The following is a 580-nucleotide window of genomic DNA, read 5'->3' as shown; positions in this document are numbered from 1 at the left end:
GTCGTCGCGCCAGCAGCCTCCAGCGCCGCCGTCTCCTCGGCGCTGATGCCCCCTTCGGGCCCGACGACGACGGCGATCGCACCGCTGCCTGCCAGGCTCACCCCGCCAATGGGCGCCGTCGCCTCCTCGTGCAGCACCAGCACCGTGCCGCCGGCCTGGGTGGTCTCACGCACCCAGGCGGCCAGCTGCGCCGTCGTCATCGGCTCAGCGACCTGCGGAACCCGAGCGCGCCGCGCCTGCTTGGCCGCCTCGCTCGCCGTGGCCTGCCAGCGCTCACGCCCCTTGGCGACCTTCGGCCCCTTCCACTGGGCAACGGACCGGCCTGCCTGCCAGGGAATGACGACGTCGGCCCCCACCTCCGTAGCGGTCTCCACCGCCTGCTCGTCCCGCCCGCCCTTGGCCAGGGCCTGGATCAGGACCAGGGCGTGAGAGGGTGCCGGCTCCTCGATGCGCTCCAGTACCCGCACCGCCAGTCGGTCCTTGCCCTCGGCGGCGGTGACCTCGCAGACCAGGCGCAGGCCTGCTCCATCGGCCAGGTCCACCCGCTCCCCCGCGCGCAGCCGGCGCACGGTCACGGCGT

General features: G+C 74.8%; 1 protein-coding gene. It reads right to left on the bottom strand.

Annotation, left to right across the window (positions count from 1 at the left end):
* Positions 1-580: 16S rRNA (uracil(1498)-N(3))-methyltransferase (locus HMPREF0058_RS11500; RefSeq protein WP_006549971.1), on the bottom strand; the 580-nt coding region annotated here is incomplete at both ends.

It is taken from the genome of Actinomyces urogenitalis DSM 15434, assembly GCF_000159035.1.
Lineage (GTDB): Bacteria > Actinomycetota > Actinomycetes > Actinomycetales > Actinomycetaceae > Actinomyces > Actinomyces urogenitalis.
Note: the sequence above shows the minus strand (reverse complement) of the source record. Positions and strands in the feature narration are given on the sequence as shown.